This window comes from Sediminibacter sp. Hel_I_10 (assembly GCF_000688335.1).
GTDB lineage: Bacteria > Bacteroidota > Bacteroidia > Flavobacteriales > Flavobacteriaceae > Psychroserpens.
Map to the genome: position 1 here is coordinate 938,218 of NZ_JHZX01000001.1, position 20,107 is coordinate 958,324.

The window sequence follows — 20,107 nt, forward strand, 5'->3', positions numbered from 1 at the left end:
AATGAAAACCACTTCCTTTTTAATCAGCTTACTTTTAGTATTAACCTGCACCGTTCATAACGCACAGTCTTTTAAAAACGCATCAGAATATTTAGATTTTATTGGTGATGAGCAAGAAGACATTACTAAAGACATGTGGAACTACACCAAAGCTATAGCACACAGCAAAAGTGATAAGAACATTGATAATAGACGAAAACGCTTATTGAAAACGATTGAAAGTGCCATTACCAAAATTGAAAAAGCGGACGGATATGGTGACACTGATTACAAAAGCAAGGTACTGCGACACATGAATTTCAATAGAGATTTACTGAATTAAGATTACGCAAAAATCATTGATATGAAGGCAGTAGCAGAGCAATCATACGATGATATGGAGGCTTATATCTTAGCACAAGAAATGGCGCAACAGAAAATGGAAGAATCTCAGCAAGAATTTGAAACCGATTTATACAGTTTTGCAAATGCCAATAATATTGAAATTCTTGAAAATGACTCTGATCTCGGTAAAAAAATGGCAACTTCAAATGATGTATTTGAGCATTATAGTGATTTGTATTTGATCTATTTTAAAGTGTATATCAATGAAATCTATTTAATGGAGGCCTTAGAGAAAAATGATGTCGGTGCCATTCAACAAAATGCTAATGCCTTGAATGCTGCCGCAAAAAACGGCTTAGAAGTTTTAGACGCACAAGAGCACTACAAAAAAGACGATTCTGTGATCAAAGCTACCAGAGCAGCTTTTGAGTTTTTCATAGAGGAAAGCGGAGATAAAATTCCGAAAATCACTGATTTCTTGGTAATGAATGAAGACTTCGAAAAGATAAGAAACACCCTAGATCAAATGCCTGAACGTGATAGAACCAAAACACAAATTGATGAGTTTAACAAAAAAGTGAAGCAGATCAATAAGGGTATTAATGATTATAATACTATCAATAACGAACTCAACAACGATCGTCAGACGGTAATTAACAATTTGAACAATGCAAACGCCAACTTTTTATCACGACATATTCCTAACGATTAATTGAAAGCGTTACCTAAACACTCATCACATTGAGAGACATTGTATTAAACAAAACGGGACTTAGTGACTAATCTATTGTCCGTTTGCTTAAATTTCAATAATTTTAACCGCAATAAAAACAGATTTTAATATACAATTATGGGAAGAGCTTTTGAGTTCCGTAAAGCAAGGAAAATGAAACGTTGGGCTGCTATGAGCAAAGCCTTTACACGTATTGGTAAGGATATTGTTATGGCCGTTAAAGAAGGTGGCCCAGATCCAGACGCCAATTCTAGGCTGCGGGCGGTAATTCAAAATGCCAAATCTGTAAACATGCCCAAGGATAATATCGATCGTGCCATAAAGCGTGCCTCAGATAAAAACCAAGGCGATTATAAAGAAGTTGTTTTTGAAGGCTATGCCCCGCATGGTATCGCTATCTTAGTAGAAACTGCTACAGACAATAATACACGTACCGTGGCTAATGTGAGAAGCTATTTCAATAAATGTGATGGAAGCTTGGGGGTTTCGGGATCGGTTGTATTTATGTTTGACCACACTTGTAATTTCAGAATTAGTGCAGAAGGCGTTGATCCCGATGAGATTGAATTGGAATTTATTGATTTTGGAGCAGAAGAAGTCTTTGCAGATGATGACGGCATCCTCATTTACGCCCCATTTGAAAGCTTTGGTGCCATACAAGCCGAATTGGAATCACGTGATATCGAAATCCTATCTTCAGGGTTTGAACGCATCCCACAAGTGACTAAAAAACTGAGTCCAGAAGAAGCTGAAGATGTTGAAAAACTTTTGGAAAAACTAGAAGAAGATGATGATGTACAAAACGTATATCATACTATGGAAGAAAGTTCAGAAGACTAATTTTCAAAACAGCAATAACGCCTTTATATTCTTGATTTAATTCTAAGAAATTTATCCCTTGCTATGATGAATTGCATTTGTAGTCTCTGATTACATGCCTTTTTCTTTTCAAAAATTAAAATTAATTCTTAAATTTAAGAGGAGGAGAAGAACGTCTTTAGACTAATGGCTATGAAAGAAACTGCTAGACATTTTGTAGAGTTATATTTTCGATTTTATGGGGAAAGAAACTCCATTATCAAAAATTTATTTGATGAGGATTTCATGGGTCTTGATGGCATTACAAATACTATTTACGATAAAACGAAATGGATTAATGCCATAGATGATGATTTTGAACAAATTGGCACGCCTTTTAAAGTCGGGATTATTGATTTTGACACTCGGGAATTAGGTGATGGGATGATCTTAGCGTCTTGTATTTCGATTTGGGACATTAAACTATTTCAAGATTTCCCTGAATTTGATAGGGTTCGAACCGTATTTATTATTAGAAAAGAAAATGATACTTTTAAAATCAAACACCTGAGCAATTCCATCTCCTTGCTATCACTTACAAAAAAAGAACTATTTCCTTTTACGCTTCGAAAGGTATTAATGGATTGGAAAAATACCTTATTCTACATGGGCAAAAAACAGTAGTTTGAATTGGCTTACAAATTTTTCAACTCAATCCATTTAGACATGTACTTTGTGCCCTGCATGGTGTGATGCATCAACATCTGACCTGTAAAATTAAGCGCTCTTTCCTGTTGCAGATTTTGTATTAAAGATTCCAATCGTTTTAAAAACGCTGTCTCATAACTCGATTTATCAAAATTTTCATTTAAAATTTTAAATCCGTTCTGCTGTAGCTTCATCCAAAGGTCCTTATCGGTATAACAGTTTACCGCATAGTCTACAAAAGTATCGGGATGATCTGCAACCACAGGATCCATAAAATCAGTATCTAAAATGCCCTCTGCTCCTATTTTTGAGGTCAAGTAAGGAGTGCCATTTTGCATGGCGTCAAATAGCTTACCCTTTAATCCTGCACCAAAGCGTAAAGGTGCTAATAACACTTTTGCAGAGCCAATAACAGTATTGGCATTATCTGCCCGCCCTTTAATTAAAAAACCTTCCTTTTGATTGTGTAGTTGCTCGACTTTTTGAGCGCCATAAGCACCATAGTTATGCAATTCTGCCTTAGGCAACTTCAGTTTAATCTTAGGCCAAATGGTTTCTTTAAGATATAATAAGGCGTCATAATTTGGAGGATGGATAAAGTTTCCTATCGTCACAAAATGATCACGATTTTCAAAGCTTGGAAGTTGCTGTTGTGTTACTTCGGAAATCGGCTCCACCAGAAATGGCAGATAAAACAATAATTGTTTCGGCATTTGAAACCGATTTTCTAGGAGTTGCATTTCAGCTTTAGAAATAATCAGACTCAAATCACAGCGATACATGCTTGCAATTTCCCGTTTTGCAAAATCGTTAAAAAGATGAACGTTTGAGAATTCCTCATGCTTTCTATAAGCGGCTTCCCTACCCTTTCTTAAAAAATGAAGATCTTCGGTATCTAAAATTCTCAACGCATTTGGCAACTGCTCTGCAACGCGCCAACCAAATTGCTCCTCTGTCATAAACCTATCAAAAATCACGACACTTGGTTGTAATTCTATAATAAAGTCATCAAAGGAACCATCATTCAGTTGAATGGTTTTTTTAGTGATTCCGAGGGTCTCTACATCAAAGGCATTATCGCTTTTTGCACAAGCTGAAGCAAAAGTAATGTGGTAACCTTGGGTCTGAAAAAAGGATATGAGCTGCATCATTCGGCTGCCGGCCGCAGAACTTTTAGGTTCTGGCCAAACAAAACCAATGATGAGTAGTTGTTTGTTCATTTGTGAAAAAGAAGAGAGTTCAATACCTCAACGTTCGCATTCTAAAATGCAAATTTGATCTTGAAGTTAAAAAAGATAAGCTCTATAAATAAGAATATTGAATTACTTAGAGTTCAAGCCCAAATTGTAGCCTGCTCTTACTGTTTTAGCCCAATCTACTACCGCCTTAATTTGCGCATCAGATAAGTTAGCCTCGGTATGTGTGTAGGTATAAGACTCTAAGGGCATTTCCTTATCCTCAACCTCCTCTATAAGTTCATCTAATTTATGATCTTTCTTTTTGATGGAATAATTATCCCAATCTGATACATTAAAATGCTCTTTCCCTTCTTCAATATGATTTGCCAACCAGTAATTAACAGGGGTTATTTTATCATACCAAGGGTATCTGGTTACGTTACTGTGACAGTCAAAACAAGTGGTCTCTAAAATTGTTTTGACCTCGTTTGAAGGATTGGTTTCAGCAACAAAAGCATCTAAAGTTGCGAGATCGCCTTCATTTCTTTCAGGTCCAAAAAACTGCATAATCACAAACACCGCCAATAACATCAAAAGAACCTTTTTTACTATTTTCATTTTTTCTATTTTAGAATGGTTAAATTAAGTAAAATCGCTTGACTACCGAAGCACTTTATGAAGAATTAAACACTGTAGATGCTTCTCGCGAAAGCCGTCTACAGCATTCCCACATGATCATAGCTCAACCTAAGTTGATTCCTAAATTATTAGAGATTGCATTTATGGTAGATGACAAAATCTCCTGCAAAGCAGCTTGGGTCTTTGAATATACTTGCAGCAATAGCATTGAATTAGTCTTACCTCATCTTCAATACTTTACTAATAATTTGCATCGCGTGCATTTAGATTCTGCCGTAAGACCAATGGCCAAAGTCTGCGAATTGTTGATCACAGCTTTCTACTCAAAACATGAAAATGCGGTTAAAACTCAATTGCAACCATTACATAAAGAAAAGATTATTGAATCTTGCTTTGACTGGATGATCAAAGAAGAAAAAATTGCTCCAAAAGCTTACGCCATGAATACGCTCTATCTCTTAGGAACTGAATATGAATGGATCCATCCCGAACTCAAGATCATCATTGAGCGCGATTACAACAAGCAAAGTGCCGGCTTTAAGGCAAGAGGCCGAAAAATACTCTTAAAAATGGATAAAATAGCCTGAAAATCTCATGCATCTATTTCTATAGCCTTACAATGAAAAGACCTATCTTTGGGGCTTCAAAATTAACAAAACCATGTCCATATCTTCTTTAAAAGCCATCTCACCAATTGATGGCCGATACCGAAACAAAGTAGAATCCCTTGCACCTTACTTCTCTGAGGAAGCACTTATTAAATATCGTGTACAAGTTGAAGTTGAATACTTTATTGCCTTGTGCGAACTAGGATTACCTCAACTTCAAGGTGTCGCAACCAATACTTTTAAAGATCTTAGAGCGATTTACAGTGATTTTTCTACTGAAGATGCACAATCCATTAAAAATATTGAGAAAACCACCAACCATGACGTTAAGGCGGTAGAGTATTTTATAAAGGAAGCATTTGATAACTTAGGCTTAACGGCTTATAAAGAATTTATCCATTTTGGCCTCACCTCACAAGACATCAACAATACAGCCATCCCGTTAAGTATTAAGGAAGCTGTTAATGATGTATACGTACCGGAATACTTGGAGGTTTTAAAAAAATTAAAAACACTGGCTAACGATTGGAAAGATATCCCAATGCTAGCAAGAACACATGGACAACCTGCATCACCAACCAGATTAGGAAAAGAAATTGAGGTGTTTGTAGTACGTTTGGAAGAGCAGTTTAATTTATTGAACGATGTCCCTAGTGCCGCTAAATTTGGTGGTGCCACAGGAAATTTTAACGCTCATAAAGTAGCTTACCCAACAATAGATTGGAAGGCTTTTGGAACAAAGTTTGTTCAAGAAACCTTAGGCTTACAGCACTCTTTCCCTACCACCCAAATTGAGCATTATGATCATTTAGCAGCACTATTTGATGCTCTAAAACGAATTAACACGATTATTATAGATTTAGATAGAGACATTTGGACTTATGTTTCTATGGACTATTTCAAACAAAGAATCAAAGCTGGAGAGGTAGGCAGTAGCGCCATGCCTCACAAAGTAAATCCTATTGATTTTGAAAATTCTGAAGGCAATTTAGGTATCGCCAATGCCGTTTTTGAACATTTGTCGGCTAAACTACCAATATCAAGATTACAGAGAGATCTTACAGATAGTACGGTTTTACGTAATGTAGGTGTTCCTTTTGGGCATACGCTTATTGGCTTTAAGTCTACCGTTAAAGGTCTTGATAAATTGTTGCTTAATGAACCTAAGTTTGCTAAAGATTTAGAACAAAATTGGGCAGTGGTTGCAGAAGCCATCCAGACTATTCTTAGACGTGAAGCTTACCCAAATCCTTATGAAGCTCTTAAAGGCTTAACCAGAACCAACGAAGTAATTAACGAAACCTCTATTGCTAACTTTATAGACACGCTTGAAGTTTCCGAAGCTATTAAAACGGAATTAAAAGCAATAACTCCTAGCAATTATACAGGTATCTAATTCTTTGTACGCACTTTACTTAGAGTTTAAGAGCTGAAATTTGACGCTCAAACGTATAAAAAAAGCCATCTAGATGATTATTCTAGATGGCTTTTTTTTAAATTAAATCTCGAAATGTGACTAATCAAAAAACTCGGTGAATTCTTTGAGTTGGCCGTCCTCTAAATCCATAGTTTCAAATACCGAAGCTAATTTCATGATCTTGTTCAAATTCATATCGTCGCCTAACACTCTAATCACAGCAAAGCCTTTCTCATTAGCACTACCTAGTAGCACAAACTCTTCCACGCTCTCCTCTTCTCCAATAAAATTAACGACAAATTTCCCGTCCGTTACATTTCCGCCACGAATTAATTCTTGGTATTTCGGATTTTTTAAAATGGCTTTTACCTTGGCAAATTCTTCATTGTATGCTGCTTGATTGTTATCGTCTAAAACAAAAGCAATCATGCTCAATTTCTCGACAGACTCATAAGCCTCTTTTTGTTCTTCGGTCAAGGATTCTGTGTCTATTTTAAGCATGCTTATGGGAACATCTACTGAGGTAAAGCCCGACTTTAGTTCATTATCGACGTAGTAAGATTGTAAGGTCGATTCTTGGTTGCAACTTAATAGAGTTGCAACCAGAATAGAAAAGACCATTAGTTTTTTGATTGATGATGTCATGATGATTTGTATTATTTTTTACCAGCTTTTTTCAATTGCTCACCTCCTGGCATATCCATTTGGCTTGTCAATTTTGATATTTGTCTCAAATCTATATCTCCAGTAAGTGACAGTAATACCGTTTCAACTTCTCGTTTTTTACCGTTAATGGTAATGTCTTGGTCTTTTGTAAATTCTCCAAGGCCATTGACAAACATCAAGAGTTCTTTAACGTGATTTTCGTCTTTACCTTCTTTTACATAAAAGTTCACGGTTTGATCACCATCTTTAATACGCATGAGTTCTTCCAGTTTCGATGTTTTTAAATAATTGGTCACCGTGGTATTCATGTCTTGGGAAATTTTCAGATCTCCTGTTGTAAAGACTTTTAATCCTGTGATATTTTTGGCCATTTCTATATAACCTTGAGCCTCTGGATCGTCAATATCCATACCCATAGTAGCCAACATTTTAAACATTTTTTGATTGATGACTACAGACATCACACCGTCTTTATCTTCAAATTTATCAAAGATGCCCTGTGCAAATGTCACAGTAGACGATAAGGCAATTGCTGCTATTACGATTAACTTTTTCATAATTTCTAATTTTTGTTTTTAGGTGTTTGTTTCTTTTTTACTAATCTATTTGTTGTTTTTGAAAATTCTTTAACATGCATGACCTGCTCTGCACCTTTATTAAAATTTGTAGAGACCAGACTTAAACTGCCAACACTACTTGCTGCATCGTTAAAATTTGATGACAACATTGAAAGCGCTTCTTTTGTTTTATCATAAGTTTCTCGTTCTTCTTGACTAAGACCTGCTAAGGTTCTGGCGGGTTGGTCACCCATCATATTTGGTATCAAAATCCCTAGCATAAGAACGGCGACGGCCGCAATAGAAATCCATTGATAAATTCTACTCTTTTTTTGTTTTGATCCCGCTGGTTCAATTGAAATCGCTTTGATGTACATCTCCTCTTTTGTAGTATCAAAATATTGAAACATCACTTTATAAGACTCCAAATGCGCTGGCACATTGCCTTGAGAAAAGTAAGCTTTTAGCTGTTGCTCTTCGCTAAGCGATGTTTCGCCCAGGTCATACTTTTCTAATAATTTTTCTATCTCACTTAATACCATATTGATGCGTATGTGTTAGTTTTTCCCGAATTGTTTTTCTTGCTCTTGACAAAGCCACTCTAATTGCCGTAGGATTCATATCCACTACTTTTGCAATCTCGTCATAATCATACTCCTCAATGTCTCGAAGTTGTAATATTATTTTTTGCTGTTCTGGTAACTCTTCAATAATCTTAGACACCCAACTGACGCTATCTCTATTTTCTACTTCTTTCTGTAACGAGATCGTATGATCTTGATAGTTGCTATGTACTATTTTCAAATTTTGTGCCTGTTTTGATTTTAGACGATCTAAACAGAAGTTCTTGGTCATGGTCATCGCAAAAGCTTCAGTATTCCTGTATTCAGCAATTTTTACTCTATTATTCCATAACTTTATTAAGATCTCTTGTGTAGCATCTTCAGCTTCTTCGCTAGAAACCAAAAGACGTTTTGCTAGTCTAAAGACCTTATCCTTAAAAGGCGTCACCAATTTTATAAAATCAGTTTGTGTCATTTTTGTTTGGTTAGTGTAAAAGCAGGTGATTATTCTGCTTCTTACTGTTACGACGAGTATGGAAGAACTTTGTTACAAGCTTTTTGAAATTAAGTCTATTTTTAGATTAAATTGGACACTGTCAGTGTTTTTAAGCATATCTCGCCCAATTGAATATTTTAAAATTCACAATAATGTAAGTAAATTTAGAGTTTATAAAATCAATGCTATAAAAGAAAAAGAACCTAAAATTTTTAAGCGTAGTGCTAACTCACACGATCTCGGCTGTTTGTTATTCTTCCCGCAGAGAAATTTTAAAACTCCAAAAACACAAATGAAACTACTTAAAATCACTTTGCTCTGTCTAGTCGCAATCACCTTTACCGGTTGTTTTGAAGATAATGATGATCATCTTATTTCCGCAAGCGAAATCAATGATTTTGTATGGAAAGGGATGAACGCCGTATATCTTTATAAAGATGAGATTCCTAATCTAGCCAATGATCGGTTTTCTTCAAATGAAGCGTATGCCAATTATTTGAGTAGTTACAACGCTCCCGAGGTCTTATTTGAAAGCTTAATTTATGAACGTGAAACGATAGATCGTTTTAGTGTAATTGTAGATGATTACATCGCTCTAGAACAGCAATTTTCTGGTGTGTCAATTAGTAACGGCATGGAATACGGTGTTTTTAGACTAACGGAAGAAAGTACCGAAGTTTACGGTTATGTTAGATATGTTTTACCAAATACCTCTGCAGAAGCTCAAAATGTTCAAAGAGGGGATGTTTTTTACGGGGTTAATGGTGTACAGTTAACCACACAAAATTATCGTAATTTACTTTTTACTACTGAAACCTATAACATCAACTTGGCAACTTATAATGATAATAATACTCCCGAATCCTCTGACGACAGCATCTCAAACACAAACGAAGTCATTTCTTTGACAGGTGCTGAATATACCGAGAATCCTATTTTTATAAATTCAGTATTAAATGTAGGTAGCGAAACAATTGGCTATTTAATGTATAATGGTTTTACTGGAACCAACCAATTTGATTCACAACTAAATTCTGTTTTCGGAGAATTTCAATCAGCCGGGATTACTGATTTGGTTCTAGATTTACGATATAACGGGGGGGGCTCTGTCAATACGGCAATTTGGTTAGCTTCCATGATCACTGGTCAACATACTGGAGAGTTATTTACTAGAGAAGAATGGAACAGTGAAATTCAAGCTCAAATTTTAGCTGATAATCCAGAACTATTAGAAAACCCATTCGTTGACGAGATGTTGAAATTCAACAATAATGGTGAAATTACGTTTCAGGAATCTATAAACAGCTTAAACCTCAATAGAGTGTATGTTTTAACAACACGAAGCACCGCTTCTGCAAGTGAATTGGTAATTAGCGGCCTAACTCCATACATAGAAGTAATTAAAATAGGCAGTGATACCAGAGGGAAATATCAAGCTTCAAGGACAATCTATGATTCTCCAAATTTTAGTAGACAGGATGCCAACCCAAGACATACCTATGCGCTGCAACCATTAATTTTTAAAACGATAAATTCTGCAGGATTTACTGATTTTGACTCTGGTCTTAACCCAAATATCTCGATTTCTGAGAATTTTGGAAACCTTGGAACATTAGGTGATATTGATGAGCCATTTTTGGCTGAAGCTATAAATGCTATTGAAGGCACAGGTCGATTTTCTGGATTTGACGATTATCATGTGGAAGAGTTTTCCAGCTCAAAAGATGATCGTCCGTTTTCTTACGAAATGTATGTTGAAGGAAAAAACACAAGCTCTACAAATTTCATCAACAGGTAGTTCATATTTTTTAAAAATTTAAAAGCCCCTTGAATCCATTTGGAATCAAGGGGCTTTTTTTAAGTTGAAAAATGTACTCTAATTAAAATACACGCCTCCAGGAATGATGCCTAAAGTGTGATTAAAAACCTCAGCGTTCGTGTTTAAATCATAAACGCTAAGCACACCATTACTGGCATAATCAAGAGCGTCAAGTCCGTATAGTAATCCATCTTTGACCTGCATATCGTCAAAACTTAAGCTATCAAATTCGGCTGTGGTAGGAAACGTTGAGGATGAAGCACTCATTTTATATACAGATCCACCCGCATAAAAGTAAAAGTTACCATTGTCAAAATTTAAATCTGAAGGAGAAGTAACGCCATCTGAAAAAGCAATAGTTTGAATAAGCTCATTGTTGACAGTATCTATTTCAACTAAGTTTTCCGAAGATAACACCCATACATCTCCTTCATCATCAACTTGAAGGGAATTTGGAGAATTACCAACTGTAATTGAGGTTTCAAGCTCATCAGTAAGAGTGTTGATAACATCTACTTGATTGCCCTCACCGTAAATACCTGTGGCCACAAAAATTTTATTCCCTACGGTAATGAGTTCCTCTGGCAAATAACTACAGCTTATCGTATTTACTACAGCTTGTAATGTGAGATCTACTACCGCAACAAAATCATCTGTAGCCGGCGTGTAATCTCCCCAATTGGTAACATAACCCTTCCCATTACTAATCGTCATATATCTTGGGTTTGATAACCCAGTTTCAATCGTCGCGACCGATTCAAAGGTATATCTATTAACCACCTCAATTTTATTAGAACCACTTAAAATAATATAGGCAAAGTCGCCTTCAAAGGCCATGCTTTGCGCTGTATCTCCTAATGCACGGGCATTTACATTACCAAAGATGTCATTCTCTACGCTTTCATAATCATTAGAAACGTAAGAGATGGACGCATTTCCCTGCCCAAAATTACCCTCGTGCGTTATTAACAATCCATTTTCATAGTCTCCTCTTGGTGCTATGGGTGTCAAATCATCGTCATTACTACAAGATAAACAGGTGAATGCCAAAAAGGCAAGTACAAATAATTTTTTAGTCATCGTTTTAAAAGTTTAAGGTGAATTTAATTGTGTAATTTCTATTTGGCATCGGTCTAAATGCCACATTTTCATAGTAAGTATTGTAGAGGTTGTTGATTCTGAAATCGGCAGTACCATTCCAGGTTCCCGTTCTGTTGAAGGTATAAGTAATCCCAAAATTAGCGACATCAAAGGCTTTCAAGTCACCACCAATAATGGCTACTTCTCCATTGTATAGGTGCTGGTAATAACTTGTAAAATCTTTATAATTGTAAGATAAAGAGGCATTGGCCTTGTGAAGAGGCACATAAAATAAACGCTGCGCTTTCTCAATATCTTCTGCTTCGGTATAAGAATAATTTGCTGCCAACAAGAACGTATCATGATCACGTTTCAACTCGTAATTAAACTCAGTTTCCAAACCATACTGTCTTGCACTAGCAACATTAACTGGGTTCCAACTACCATTAGTACCGTTTGGGCGCCATTGTATGAGATCTGAAGTTTCAATGTAAAAGGTATTTATCTTAAAACACAGGCTTTTAAATTTGAGCTCATGCCCCAAATCCAATTGATAGGAAGATTCTGGCTTTAAGTTTAAATTTCTGCCGGGGTTCCAGTACAAATCGTTAAAAGTGGGCACTCTGTAATTTTTGGAAATATTAAGTTTTAAGACATAAGGTTTGAACATCTGATAAGCAAGATCTCCTGAAAACACTAACGGGCTCTCAAAATCTGATATAAAATCTTGCCTAATATTAAGCGCATACCTCAATTTAGAGGTTGGTCTATGGCTCATAATCGCCGTAGCAGAGAAGGCGTTTCTTGAAGGATTTTCAAAACTATCGCCTCGTCCCGTAATATGACTATAATCGGTAATGATGCTCAAATCAAGTTGATTTGACACCTGCTGCTTATAGCGATGTTTTAATAACCAAGTGTTGACCTTTCCTTCTGAAAAATTCTTCAAATCCTTATTCTCAAAGTATTGAAATTGTTCAGACAAGTGAACCGCCTTTAGGTTTGAAGTGTAATTGGCTTTGATATGTGCCCACTCCAACATACTGCGGTAATCTTCGGTTTTATACTTGCTCTTTGATGGTGCCAAAAGTGTTCCTGAAAATTCTCGGTCACTTCTAAAGTTTTGATGATAGACTTTCAAAACATCAGTATCGTTGAGCACATACCCCAGATTGAAGTTGATGTCCAAATTATTAAAAGCACCGTTTTCATTTCGTCTGTTGCTACCCAGATATTCGAAATCATTTTCAGAATCAACATAGGCCACTCCCGCATTTGCTGAGATCTTACCATTTCCGAAGTCGGCTTTATAACCAGCATTCTTTGTATCAAAACTCCCGTAACCTAATTGTAACCGTTGCTCAAAATGCTTCTTAAAGTCTAGCGTATTAGTTAAATGAACACTTCCGCCAATGGCACCACTGCCATATTGTACGCTTCCGCCACCACTTCTAATACTAATAGCATCATAATTTGCAGTGCTCAACGTGTTGAAATCTACTTGACCGTTGAGCTGGCTATTGATATTGATGCCGTTCCAGATCACTGCAGTTTGAGATGCATTTGTACCACGAAAAGAAGGCGAAGACACCATACCGTAACCATTCTCCTTGAAATAAATATTGGAATTAAAGCGAAGTACATCTGTTAATGAGGTTCCATTCTTTCTAAGTATAGAATCGTTTAAGATGTTAATTTTGTAACCTTTAGCGTAGTCCTTAAGCTTAATATCACTTAGCACAACCTCATCCAAGCGTTGGATAGAATCCATGAGCGACTGGGCACGTACAAAGCGCACTGAACACAGCAAAAACAGAATTAAGATGGTATATTTCATATCTCTAAGACTCTTCTCCCGAAAGTCATTGTGATTATGAATAAAGGCAGGTCTCCTGACTTATTTTTTGCTGTTTAACCTTCCCATCCCGTAATTTAAAGGACAGTGGTTTTGAAGAAAACAACAACTCTATACAGAGACACTAAACGATTTTAGTGTAAAACTTACAGTTGCGGGAACAGTTCTGGTCTTTCACCAGATTCCCTTTTAATTGAAGTAGTCATCCTGAATTTGTTTTTAACCTTTTAAGGGTTTAAAAACTTTCGCTGCGACTAAGTCAAACCAAAATTCGCTGCGAAAGTAAACATTTTGTTTAAGGATTGACCCAAAAGATTAATTAATATTACTTTTGGATGAACTCAATTAGTCATATGCATTTTCCAAGAATTTTTATTTTACTAGTATTCATCCTGTCTTTTTCATGTAAGGAGCACAACACGAAAGCACAACAGGAACTGCCCATACCAAACGTAGAGGTTGAGAACGTCTCCTTAGACTATGCCGAAGGTTTTTCTATTACCGTTAACGAGAGCTTTAAGGTATTAACTATTAATAACGCCTGGCCAGATTCTGATAAAACCTTTACTTACGCCTTAGTAGATCGAGACATGTTACCAAAAATAACGATCAACAAAGATGAGTTTGATGGCATTATTGCAACTCCCGTTCAAAAAATAGTGGTCACTTCTACAACCCACATCCCTGCTTTAGAGCTTTTAGAAGTTGAGCAAAGCTTAATCGGTTTTCCTGGGACAGATTATATTTCTTCGGAAAAAACCAGAGTGCAAATAGATAATGGATCGGTTAGGGAACTGGGTAAAATTGAAGGTATCAATACTGAAGTGTTGCTAGAATTACAGCCTGAACTTATTGTCACTTTTGGTGTAGATGGCACCAATAAAAGTCTAGCTACTATTGAAACTTCTGGTATTCCTATTCTATACAATGGCGATTGGGTAGAAAAATCACCTTTGGCAAAAGCCGAATGGATCAAGTTCTTCGGGGCATTGTATAACAAACAACAGCAGGCAGATGCTATCTTTAATGAGATTAAAACCAACTACGAAGACGCCAAAAACTTAGCTTCAAAGGTAGACCAAAAACCTACCGTGCTCTGCGGGGCAATGTATAAAGACATTTGGTATTTGCCTAGCGGCACTAGCCCAGAAGCGCAGTTTTTAAAAGATGCGAATGTTAATTATTTATGGAGTGAGACCACTGGAAAAGGAAGTTTGGCCCTAAGCTTTGAAGCTGTTTTTGAAAAAGGAAAAAATGCGGACTTGTGGTTAAGTCCATCTTATTACACAAGTTTAGACGCTATAAAAAAAGCAAATAGCCATTACACCCAATTTGAAGCTTTTAAAAACAAGCAAGTGTACTCATTTGCAAATACTACTGGTGCCACGGGAGGCGTTTTATATTATGAGCTAGGTACCGCTAGGCCCGACTTGGTATTGAAGGATATGATTAAAATTTGTCATCCAGAATTATTAGGCGATTACAACTTGACTTTTTTCGAAAACATGGAATAATCTTAGTATTTAAAAACAAGGACTTTACACTAAAACCACAACTTTTCATCTCATCCTTTTTAGAGCAGCCCATTGACTATCAAAAACACATCTGTACTCGTAATCTTATCGGCCATCTTGATCGTCTGTTTCTTTATGAATATTAGTTTAGGCTCTGTAAGCATTCCCGTTAGTCATGTGATCTCGGCAGTTTTCGGAACCTCAGACCATGAGTCGTGGCAATACATAATTGTAGATTACAGGCTACCAAAGGCCATCACAGCCATTTTGGTAGGATCTGGATTAGGAATTTCGGGTTTAATGATGCAAACCCTTTTTAGAAATCCTTTGGCCGGGCCTTTTGTTTTAGGTATAAGTTCTGGTGCTAGTTTAGGCGTAGCTTTGGTTATTTTAGGCTCGGGACTCTTTGGTGGCGTTTTTGCAGGAGTACTCATTTCAAAATGGAGCATTGTTATAGCCGCCAGTTTAGGAAGTTTTCTTGTGCTGCTTGCCGTACTATTGATCTCCGCTAAAGTGAGAGATACCATGGCCATACTTATCATTGGGTTAATGTTTGGAAGCATTACAGCTGCCATTGTAAGCGTGTTATCCTACTTTAGTTCTGCGGAACAATTACAACAATACATATTTTGGGGTTTTGGAAGCCTAGGTAATTTATCATGGGACGAACTTTGGATTTTCTTCGGAATTTATGCCTTGGGACTACTATTTGCTATAGCCTCTTTAAAAGCACTAGACACCTTTTTACTTGGAGAGAATTATGCCAAAAGTTTAGGTCTAAATATTAAGCAAAGTCGCTTAATTATCATTCTAGCCACAAGCCTTTTGGCGGGATCGATTACGGCCTTTGCAGGACCTATAGCATTTATAGGCTTAGCCATTCCGCATCTCACACGTCAACTTTTTGACACATCAAGCCATCGCATCCTATTGCCCGCAGTATTTTTAATTGGAGCTATCGTCATGCTTATTTGTGACAGTATTGCCCAATTACCAACAAGTGACTATATGTTACCAATAAACGCCATTACCTCATTAATTGGAGCGCCTGTGGTGGTTTGGCTTTTGGTTAAACAACGTAAAATGATATTTTAATACAAATCAAAAACTTTAAATGTTATTCAAATTAGCTAGACTAAAGACCTAGATTTAACACATGTTAGACAACACATCATCCATACTAAAAACCTCCAAGCTCGCTATTGGCTATACGTCAAAAAAAGGGACTACTGTGGTTGCCAGTGACATTCATCTCGAATTAAAAAAAGGGGAACTCATTGGTCTTGTAGGTGCAAATGGTATAGGAAAATCGACATTATTAAGAACGTTAGCAACCATACAACAACCATTAAGCGGTAGCATGACACTAAGGGGAACACCTCTGGAAAGTCATAGCGCCATAGATTTGGCCAAAATCATGAGCTTAGTGCTTACAGAACAATTGATGTCTAAAAACCTTTCCGTTTTTGAACTCATTGCGCTCGGTAGGCAACCTTACACCAATTGGATGGGAAAACTTTCAGCAATTGACATTGGCATGGTAGACCAAGCCTTAGAACAAACCAATCTTACAGAATTAAGAGATCGCAAATGTTTTGAGTTGAGTGATGGGCAATTACAAAAAGCCATGATTGCAAGGGCCTTAGCCCAAGATACAGACCTGATAATTCTAGATGAACCTACAACTCATTTAGACATGTATCACAAGGCTTATATTTTAAAGTTGCTGCAACAATTAGCCCAACACACGCAAAAAACTATTTTATTTTCTTCTCATGAAATAGATCTGGCCATTCAGCTCTGTGATACCATGATTGTGATGACCAAGGATCAAGTGGTCACAGATGCACCCTGTAAATTAATTGAACAAGGGGTTTTTAAATCTCTTTTCTCTAAAGACCTCATTGATTTTGATGAAAAGACAGGGAGTTTCAAAGTTAGAAAGTGACCTTATTCTTTTAAAATAGCCTTCAAATCGTGATCAGCTTGTCAATCCTTTTTTCATCAAAAAAACTATCTTTGATGAAACTTCTTATCAAAACATGACCGATAACATCATTCTCATTCTTGCTATTATTATTTCCGCAGCTATTGGTGCGTATTTAGGAATGCTTTTTATTAAGCTGAAAAGTAAAAGTGAACAAAGCACTTTAGAAGAACGCAATGCAAATTTATCGCAACAATTAGATGATGCGCGAACCTACCATCAAGCTGAACTTCAGAAACAACAAAACGATTTCAATTCGAAAATTACTGAATTGCAACAAATCCTTCTAAAAACTGAAACTGTTCGCGAAGATATTAGAAGTGAAAAAGATCTCTTGAGTACCGAGTTGGCTCGAAGAAATACCGAATATGAAAATCTACAAAATTTATATCAAAAACGTGAAGCTGAAGTAGAAGATCGCCAACAACAACTTCGGAAAGACTTTGAACTTTTAGCCACTAAAATCTTAGATGAAAAATCTGAAAAGTTCACCCTTCAGAATAAAGAAAACATCAAGAATATTTTGAGTCCTTTGCAGGAGAAGATCATGGTCTTTGAAAAGAAAGTAGATGATACTCAAAAGGAAAGCATTAGTATGCATTCTGCTTTAAAAGAACAGCTCTTAGGTTTAAAAGATTTAAACCAACAAATGACCAAGGAGGCTACTAATTTAACCAAAGCCCTTAAGGGGGATAGCAAAATGCAGGGTAATTGGGGTGAATTGGTTTTAGAACGCGTGTTAGAAAAATCTGGCTTAGAAAAGGATCGAGAGTATTTTGTACAGCAAAGTTTTACCTTAGCCGATGGCTCAAGAGTTTTGCCCGATGTGGTTTTAAATCTTCCCAACAACAAAAAAATGATCATTGACAGCAAAGTATCGCTTACTAATTATGAGCGCTACGTAAATGCTGAAGAAGAGGAACGACCCATTTTTTTAAAGGCGCATATCAGCTCGATTAGAAAACATGTGGATCAACTTTCTGATAAAAATTATCAGGACCTTTATGATATTGAATCGCCAGACTTTGTACTGCTGTTTATTCCTATTGAACCCGCATTTGCCATTGCCATAAATGAGGATAATTCGATATATAACAAAGCCTTTGAAAAAAATATTGTTATAGTGACACCATCCACCCTTTTGGCAACATTACGCACCATTGATACCATGTGGAATAACGAGAAGCAGCAACGTAACGCAATAGAAATTGCAAGACAAGCGGGTGCACTTTATGATAAGTTTGAAGGCTTAGTTAAAGATTTAACCGGTGTGGGCAAGAAAATTGATGATGCCAAAAAGGACTATTCTTCAGCCATGAATAAACTAGTGGAGGGTCGTGGAAACCTCATCACTAGTGTTGAAAAATTAAAGCGTATGGGCGCCAAAGCCAAAAAGTCTTTACCGGAGAGAATTTTAGAGCGCGCTTCTGATGATAGTGAAGAATAACCACTTTTAATAGTTAATAAAATTCTTGATACGGGTCAGCAGTTTCAACTATTTGAGAGACCTTCCAACAAAAATTAAATCCATCCAAAAGGCATGAAAAAAGTAGCAAGTATTGTCGTTATATCTGTAATTGCGTTAATGGTCATTTACTATCTTGTGATCTATTTTGTTCCTTACAGCGAGGGCTATCGTTCTGGAGAACTCATTAAAATAAGTAATAAAGGAGTGATAGTTAAAACTTGGGAAGGTCAAATTAGTCAGGGTATATCTGGTGCCCAGATCTTTTCATTTTCAGTATTAGATAAAGACAAACAGGTTATAGAGGATTTAAAGAATTTTCAAGGAGAATATGTAAAGTTAACCTACACAGAACGTTTTGGAACGTTCTTTTGGCTGGGCGATACTAAGTATTTTGTAACCAAAGTAGATAAAGAATCCTCACCACATTTTAGAAAATAAAAATCCATGCCGCTTTATAAAACCATTGACGACTCAAGAATTAGCATTTCAGAATTGATGCAACCCTCCCACTCCAATTTTGGAGGAAAGATTCACGGAGGTTATATTTTAAATCTGATGGATCAGATTGCTTTTGCTTGTGCTTCAAAACATTCTAAAACTTATTGTGTAACGGCCTCTGTAGATACTGTAGATTTTCTAAACCCGATAGAAATTGGTGAACTGGTCACGATGAAAGCATCGGTAAATTACGTAGGGCGCACCTCTATGGTTGTTGGCATTCGTGTTGAAGCCGAAAATATTACTACAGGTGAAGTCAAGCACTGTAATTCTTCATACTTCACTATGGTAGCTAAGGATAATCAAGGTAAGTCTGTAAGTGTGCCTGGGCTCATTGTGAATGATGAACAAGAATTGAAACGTTTCTTAAAGGCCATAAAACGAATAGAGACCAAAAGGATGCGACAAAAAGAATTTGATAGTGAAGATTTTTCTCATGAGCATTACCTAGATGATCTTAAACCTTATAAGGTTAGGATAGAACTTCCTGAAAAATAAAAACCTTCGACAGTTGTCGAAGGTTTAAGTAGTTATGTTTGTTTGGAATTTATAATTTCACAAAACGTTTGGTCAAAGTAATGGCATCATCAGCAGACGTTAATCGTACTAAATAAACACCGCTATTCCATTTTGAGATATTCACTTTAGTCTTAATAGCTCCTAACTGTTGAGTATACACACGCTTACCGAGCACATCAAATACCTCAAGATTTAAACTTTGATCAGAGAGTCTAGGTAGAGAAATATTTAAAAGGTCTGAACTAGGATTTGGGTATATTGAGAATTTTGTTGGTGCATCTTGTCCGTTTAAATTTAATGCGCCTTCCGCCACAACTGTAATTGTACCGAACATAGATCCTGAGTGAGGTTCACAAACGAAAGGATTTGAACCGACAGTTGTAAATGTATGAGAAAACGTGAAATCATTTCCCATTAAAGCACCGCTTGAAAAAGATTCGGTTGCAGACCCGTCACTAACGACATTATGACTGCCTGTAGAATAAAAGTACCAATCTACTGTATCACCAACTTCAATAGTTCTATTCGCATTAGCATCTCCTTCCGCAGATGGATTTGAGCCAAAACTCCAATTAATAGTTACTGTTTCTGTAGTTTGAGCAGAAATATTTAACGCGACACTCACAAATAAAATAAAGAGTAGTTTTTTCATCATAGGTTGAATTTTAATTGAAAGTACA

22 protein-coding genes and 1 riboswitch are annotated in these 20,107 nt (G+C 36.4%); of the genes, 13 read left to right on the top strand and 9 right to left on the bottom strand.

Annotated elements, in window-relative coordinates; genetic code table 11:
• The first annotated feature begins 1 nt into the window (after position 1).
• From P176_RS0104085 to P176_RS0104100, 4 genes are all read left to right on the top strand, one after another.
• Positions 2 to 322: a hypothetical protein gene (locus P176_RS0104085; protein WP_026753500.1), complete on the top strand. Its 321-nt coding sequence runs from the start codon at positions 2 to 4 to the stop codon at positions 320 to 322.
• A 21-nt stretch (positions 323 to 343) separates the two neighbouring features.
• Positions 344 to 1,036, top strand: coding sequence for a hypothetical protein (locus P176_RS0104090; RefSeq protein WP_026753501.1), 693 nt, complete (start codon positions 344 to 346; stop codon positions 1,034 to 1,036).
• Positions 1,037 to 1,174: 138 nt separating this feature from the next.
• Complete coding sequence (locus P176_RS0104095) at positions 1,175 to 1,897, top strand: YebC/PmpR family DNA-binding transcriptional regulator (RefSeq protein WP_026753502.1); 723 nt, start codon at positions 1,175 to 1,177, stop codon at positions 1,895 to 1,897.
• A gap of 171 nt (positions 1,898 to 2,068) precedes the next feature.
• Positions 2,069 to 2,539 carry a nuclear transport factor 2 family protein gene (locus P176_RS0104100; RefSeq protein WP_197022141.1) on the top strand — a complete coding sequence of 157 codons (471 nt, stop codon included), beginning with the start codon at positions 2,069 to 2,071 and terminating at the stop codon, positions 2,537 to 2,539.
• An 11-nt stretch (positions 2,540 to 2,550) separates the two neighbouring features.
• Here the strand turns inward: P176_RS0104100 and P176_RS0104105 are convergent, their stop codons facing one another.
• Positions 2,551 to 3,783: a glycosyltransferase gene (locus P176_RS0104105; RefSeq protein ID WP_026753504.1), complete on the bottom strand. Its 1,233-nt coding sequence runs from the start codon at positions 3,781 to 3,783 to the stop codon at positions 2,551 to 2,553.
• Positions 3,784 to 3,885: 102 nt separating this feature from the next.
• Positions 3,886 to 4,359, bottom strand: a complete 474-nt coding sequence (locus P176_RS0104110; RefSeq protein ID WP_026753505.1) for a heme-binding domain-containing protein — start codon at positions 4,357 to 4,359, stop codon at positions 3,886 to 3,888.
• 38 nt (positions 4,360 to 4,397) lie between these two features.
• Here P176_RS0104110 and P176_RS0104115 point away from each other — a divergent pair, with 38 nt between their 5' ends.
• Together P176_RS0104115 and purB are read left to right on the top strand one after the other, a co-directional pair.
• Positions 4,398 to 4,967 carry a hypothetical protein gene (locus tag P176_RS0104115; RefSeq protein ID WP_026753506.1) on the top strand — a complete coding sequence of 190 codons (570 nt, stop codon included), beginning with the start codon at positions 4,398 to 4,400 and terminating at the stop codon, positions 4,965 to 4,967.
• A 73-nt stretch (positions 4,968 to 5,040) separates the two neighbouring features.
• Positions 5,041 to 6,384 (top strand): adenylosuccinate lyase, encoded by a 1,344-nt coding sequence (gene purB / locus P176_RS0104120; protein ID WP_026753507.1) that lies wholly within the window; start codon positions 5,041 to 5,043, stop codon positions 6,382 to 6,384.
• 120 nt (positions 6,385 to 6,504) lie between these two features.
• Here the strand turns inward: purB and P176_RS0104125 are convergent, their stop codons facing one another.
• From P176_RS0104125 to P176_RS0104140, 4 genes are read right to left on the bottom strand one after another with little or no spacing between them, the layout of a single operon-like run.
• Positions 6,505 to 7,050, bottom strand: a complete 546-nt coding sequence (locus tag P176_RS0104125) for a DUF4252 domain-containing protein (protein ID WP_037348708.1) — start codon at positions 7,048 to 7,050, stop codon at positions 6,505 to 6,507.
• An 11-nt stretch (positions 7,051 to 7,061) separates the two neighbouring features.
• Positions 7,062 to 7,628, bottom strand: a complete 567-nt coding sequence (locus tag P176_RS0104130; protein ID WP_026753509.1) for a DUF4252 domain-containing protein — start codon at positions 7,626 to 7,628, stop codon at positions 7,062 to 7,064.
• Positions 7,629 to 7,633: 5 nt separating this feature from the next.
• Entirely contained in the window at positions 7,634 to 8,170 is a 537-nt protein-coding gene (locus tag P176_RS0104135; RefSeq protein ID WP_026753510.1) for a hypothetical protein, read from the bottom strand.
• Positions 8,157 to 8,666, bottom strand: coding sequence for an RNA polymerase sigma factor (locus tag P176_RS0104140; RefSeq protein ID WP_026753511.1), 510 nt, complete (start codon positions 8,664 to 8,666; stop codon positions 8,157 to 8,159). Before P176_RS0104140 ends, P176_RS0104135 begins: the two co-directional genes overlap by 14 nt.
• A gap of 313 nt (positions 8,667 to 8,979) precedes the next feature.
• Here P176_RS0104140 and P176_RS0104145 point away from each other — a divergent pair, with 313 nt between their 5' ends.
• Positions 8,980 to 10,485 (top strand): S41 family peptidase, encoded by a 1,506-nt coding sequence (locus P176_RS0104145; protein ID WP_026753512.1) that lies wholly within the window; start codon positions 8,980 to 8,982, stop codon positions 10,483 to 10,485.
• A gap of 78 nt (positions 10,486 to 10,563) precedes the next feature.
• Here the strand turns inward: P176_RS0104145 and P176_RS0104150 are convergent, their stop codons facing one another.
• A complete protein-coding gene (locus P176_RS0104150) occupies positions 10,564 to 11,586 on the bottom strand; it encodes a DUF5074 domain-containing protein (protein ID WP_026753513.1) in 1,023 nt (340 codons plus the stop codon).
• Positions 11,587 to 11,590: 4 nt separating this feature from the next.
• Entirely contained in the window at positions 11,591 to 13,423 is a 1,833-nt protein-coding gene (locus P176_RS0104155) for a TonB-dependent siderophore receptor (RefSeq protein ID WP_026753514.1), read from the bottom strand.
• A gap of 27 nt (positions 13,424 to 13,450) precedes the next feature.
• Positions 13,451 to 13,684: riboswitch (cobalamin riboswitch) on the bottom strand.
• A 92-nt stretch (positions 13,685 to 13,776) separates the two neighbouring features.
• Here P176_RS0104155 and P176_RS0104160 point away from each other — a divergent pair.
• From P176_RS0104160 to P176_RS0104185, 6 genes are all read left to right on the top strand, one after another.
• Positions 13,777 to 14,955 (top strand): ABC transporter substrate-binding protein, encoded by a 1,179-nt coding sequence (locus tag P176_RS0104160; protein WP_231481183.1) that lies wholly within the window; start codon positions 13,777 to 13,779, stop codon positions 14,953 to 14,955.
• A gap of 72 nt (positions 14,956 to 15,027) precedes the next feature.
• On the top strand, positions 15,028 to 16,050 hold the full coding sequence (locus P176_RS0104165; RefSeq protein ID WP_026753516.1) for an iron ABC transporter permease: 1,023 nt from the start codon (positions 15,028 to 15,030) through the stop codon (positions 16,048 to 16,050).
• A gap of 61 nt (positions 16,051 to 16,111) precedes the next feature.
• Positions 16,112 to 16,903 carry an ABC transporter ATP-binding protein gene (locus tag P176_RS0104170; protein WP_026753517.1) on the top strand — a complete coding sequence of 264 codons (792 nt, stop codon included), beginning with the start codon at positions 16,112 to 16,114 and terminating at the stop codon, positions 16,901 to 16,903.
• A 94-nt stretch (positions 16,904 to 16,997) separates the two neighbouring features.
• A complete protein-coding gene (gene rmuC, locus P176_RS0104175) occupies positions 16,998 to 18,389 on the top strand; it encodes a DNA recombination protein RmuC (RefSeq protein ID WP_026753518.1) in 1,392 nt (463 codons plus the stop codon).
• Positions 18,390 to 18,482: 93 nt separating this feature from the next.
• The gene (locus P176_RS0104180; protein ID WP_026753519.1) at positions 18,483 to 18,848 is read left to right on the top strand and encodes a hypothetical protein; all 366 of its coding nucleotides are present in this window, start codon (positions 18,483 to 18,485) and stop codon (positions 18,846 to 18,848) included.
• Positions 18,849 to 18,854: 6 nt separating this feature from the next.
• Positions 18,855 to 19,406, top strand: a complete 552-nt coding sequence (locus tag P176_RS0104185; protein WP_026753520.1) for an acyl-CoA thioesterase — start codon at positions 18,855 to 18,857, stop codon at positions 19,404 to 19,406.
• A 49-nt stretch (positions 19,407 to 19,455) separates the two neighbouring features.
• On the opposite strand, the gene P176_RS0104190 is transcribed toward P176_RS0104185, so the two are convergent.
• The gene (locus tag P176_RS0104190) at positions 19,456 to 20,082 is read right to left on the bottom strand and encodes a T9SS type A sorting domain-containing protein (RefSeq protein ID WP_156032948.1); all 627 of its coding nucleotides are present in this window, start codon (positions 20,080 to 20,082) and stop codon (positions 19,456 to 19,458) included.
• Positions 20,083 to 20,107: the final 25 nt, after the last annotated feature.